The organism is Azospirillum sp. B506 (genome assembly GCF_000333595.1).
Lineage (GTDB): Bacteria > Pseudomonadota > Alphaproteobacteria > Azospirillales > Azospirillaceae > Azospirillum.
Map to the genome: position 1 here is coordinate 1 of NZ_BADK01000109.1, position 3271 is coordinate 3271.

Sequence of the window (3271 nt, forward strand, 5' to 3'; positions counted from 1 at the left end):
CACTCACGCGGCATGCTGGATCAGGCTTGCGCCATNNGTCCAATATTCCCCACTGCTGCCTCCCGTAGGAGTCTGGGCCGTGTCTCAGTCCCAGTGTGGCTGATCATCCTCTCAGACCAGCTACGGATCGTAGGCTTGGTGAGCCATTACCTCACCAACTACCTAATCCGACGCGGGCCCCTCTCTCGGCGTAAACTTTCTCCGCCCAAATTTCTCTGGGGGACGTATCCGGTGTTAGCGTCCGTTTCCAGACGTTATTCCGAACCGAAAGGCAGGTTCCCACGTGTTACTCACCCGTGCGCCACTAAGGCCGAAGCCTTCGTTCGACTTGCATGTGTTAGGCATGCCGCCAGCGTTCGTTCTGAGCCAGGATCAAACTCTCAGGTTCAGATCGTGACCAAAGTCACGACTGACAGGACCGCCGATAGCGATCTCCTGAAACGTCGATACTGTTCACAGTTTCTCTGCTCAAAAGATGCACAGACGATCCTCATTGTGCCGATCCCCAAAAGAACCAACACCACAAGGCCGCAACGGCTACCAACTGCCGCCGCCTGCGCATCCCTTCTCACAACACGGTATAAACTTGTCAAAGAACCCGCAGCACTGAAACGTGCCGCACCGGCCGCTCTTCCGCTTCCCCTTCTTCAGAGGATCGGACCAGAGTAGGCCGGAGGTATTTCGGTCGAAACCGGAAGATTAAACAGCTAAGTCGCTGTTTTCTTTATCCGTTTCTCCTTCAGCGCCGCGCTTCGTTCAGCGCCCCGCCGTCGGTGGAGCGGGTTATAGGCGCCCTCCCCCAAACCATGCAAGCGCTTTTTTCGTCCTTCCGTCATTTTTTCGTAAGCTCGGCCGATGGCGCGATCCGTAGAGTGGCGCATCGTTTCGTTGCGAGCGCAGGACCATGCGGAGCTTCCGTCTTCTTCATACCGCCGACTGGCATCTCGGCCAGTCGCTGCACGGCATCCCCCGCGATACCGAGCACGCCCGCTTCCTTGACTGGCTGATCGACCGCATCGGCGAGCATCGGGTGGATGCGCTGGTGATTGCCGGCGATGTGTTCGACGGACAGAACCCGCCGATCCCCGCCCTGGCACTGTTCTATCGCTTCGTCGCGCGAGCGAAGGCCTTGCACCCGCGGCTGGACATCGTGGTGGTTGCCGGCAACCATGACAGCGCGAGCCGGCTGGAGGCTCCATCACCGTTGATGACCGAGATGGGGGTGCGGGTGGTCGGCACCCTGCCCTCCTCCGCCGAGGGAATGTTCGATCCATCGCCCTTGATCGTGCCGCTCCACGATGCCGATGGGACCATCGCCGCCCGCTGCGTCGCAATGCCTTACCTGCGGCCGTCGGACCTGCCGCCGGTTGATGAGGCGGAGGATGTCGATCCGCTGATCGAGGGAGTGCGGCATCGGTATGCCCATGCCTGGACCGCCGGGCGTCAGCGCTGCGGACGGGGCGAGGCGCTGATCCTGACCGGACATTGCTATATGCGCGGCGGCGCCCTGTCCGAACTGAGCGAGCGCAAGATCCTGGGCGGCAATCTGCATGCCCTGCCAGTCGACATCTTCCCCGAGGATGCGGCCTATGTCGCGCTCGGCCACCTGCACCGGGCGCAGGCGGTGGGCGGACGCGAAGCGGTGCGCTACAGCGGCTCCCCGATCCCGCTGGCGCTGGACGAGGAACCCTATCGCCATCAGGTGATGCTGGCGGAATTCGCCGCCGGCCGGCTGGTCGGGCATGAAGCCTTGCGGGTGCCACGGCATGTGCCCATCCATCGCATCAGCGAGGCCAGCCCGGAAGCGGCACTGGAGAGATTGAAGCGGTTGGAGTTGGACAGTGCCCTGCCGCGCGATGCCTGGCCCTTCCTGGAGGTGACGGTCACTCTGCCCGAGCCCCGCCCTGCCCTGCGCGACGAGATCGAGGCGGTGCTGGCCGGGCGGGCGGTGCGACTGCTGAAGCTGGGGGTGCGGCTGACCGGCAGTGGCCAGACGCTGGCCGACAGCGCGCCGCCGGTCGATCTGGCCTCCCTGGAACCGGAGGAGGTGTTCCGCCGGCTCTACCGCCGCAGCCACGAGGGTGATCCCGATTCCGACCTGATGGCGGCCTTCCATGAGTTGCTGACCGGCGTGCAGGAGACGATGTGATGCGGATTCTCGCGGTACGCGGCGCCAACCTGACCAGCCTGGACGGTCCCTTCGCCATCGATTTCGACCGGGAGCCGCTGCAGCGGGCGGGCCTTTTCGCCATCACCGGACCGACCGGTGCGGGTAAGAGCACGATCCTTGATGCCCTGTGTCTCGCCCTGTTCGACAGCATGCCGCGGCTGCCCGAAGGGCGCGGCGAGATGCTGGGGCCGGAGGGCGATTCAAACAGCATCCGCACCAACGATGTGCGGACGGTTCTGCGCCGGGGAGCAGGCTTCGGCTGGGCCGAGGTGGATTTCGTCGGCATCGATGGCGAGGCCTACCGGGCGCGCTGGGAGGTGCGCCGCGCCCGACAGAAGGCGCGGGGATCCTTGCAGCCGCAGAGCCTTTCGCTGAGCAGCCTGGACGGCGAAAAGCGGTTCGGCGATGGCAAGAAGAGCGTGCTTGAGGAGATCGGGCGCCGGCTCGGCCTGAGCTTCGAGCAGTTCCGGCGGGCGGTGCTGCTGGCCCAGGGCGATTTCGCCACCTTCCTGAAGGCGCCGCCGCGAGAGCGCTCCGCCTTGCTGGAACTGCTGACCGGGACCGAGATCTATTCGCGCCTGTCCGTCGCGGCCCATGAACGATCGAATGCGGAGAAGCAGACGCTCGACAGTCTGGTGGCGCAGGGCGGCGGCATCGGGGTTCTGAACGATGACGACCGCGCCGCCCTTCAGACCGAGGCGGGCGACGCCGCCGAAGCGGTGCGGGATGGTGAACAGGCACTGGCCGTCGCCCGAACGTCCCTCGCCTGGCACGAGCGCGACGGGCAACTCGCCGCGGCGGAGGGCAAAGCCATCGAAGCGGCCCGAGCGGCGGACCAGGACTGGGCCGAGGCGGAGGATCGGCGCAATATTGCGGCTCGCCTGCGCACTCTTCAACCGTTGCGACCCCTGCTGTCCGAAGCCGACCGGGCAGTTGCAGAAGCCCGCCGAGGCCTCGGCGGCGATGGAACGGGCGGGAATCGCTTTGACCGCGCACGGCTGAGGGTGGAGGAGGAAACCGGGCGCCATGGCGAGGCCAAGCGCCGGCTCGAGGCTGCTTGCCCCCAAAGGCCAAGGCCGAACCCCGACCTTGACCGCGCCG

Annotated in this window: 2 protein-coding genes and 1 rRNA gene; 2 read left to right on the forward strand and 1 reads right to left on the reverse strand. The window is 65.5% G+C overall.

Annotated elements, in window-relative coordinates:
* Positions 1-388, reverse strand: a 16S ribosomal RNA gene (locus I71_RS03970); the annotation flags it as partial.
* A 516-nt stretch (positions 389-904) separates the two neighbouring features.
* Here I71_RS03970 and I71_RS03975 point away from each other — a divergent pair.
* Together I71_RS03975 and I71_RS03980 are read left to right on the forward strand one after the other, a co-directional pair.
* Positions 905-2149: an exonuclease SbcCD subunit D C-terminal domain-containing protein gene (locus I71_RS03975; RefSeq protein ID WP_042690934.1), complete on the forward strand. Its 1245-nt coding sequence runs from the start codon at positions 905-907 to the stop codon at positions 2147-2149.
* On the forward strand, positions 2149-3271 hold a 1123-nt coding region (locus I71_RS03980), incomplete at its 3' end, for an AAA family ATPase (protein ID WP_042690936.1). The genes I71_RS03975 and I71_RS03980, both read left to right, overlap by 1 nt.

What these genes read in the sequence shown, in the direction of transcription:
- I71_RS03975 (WP_042690934.1), top strand. Translation starts at nt 905, where the DNA reads ATGCGGAGCTTCCGTCTTCTTCATACCGCCGACTGGCATCTCGGCCAG.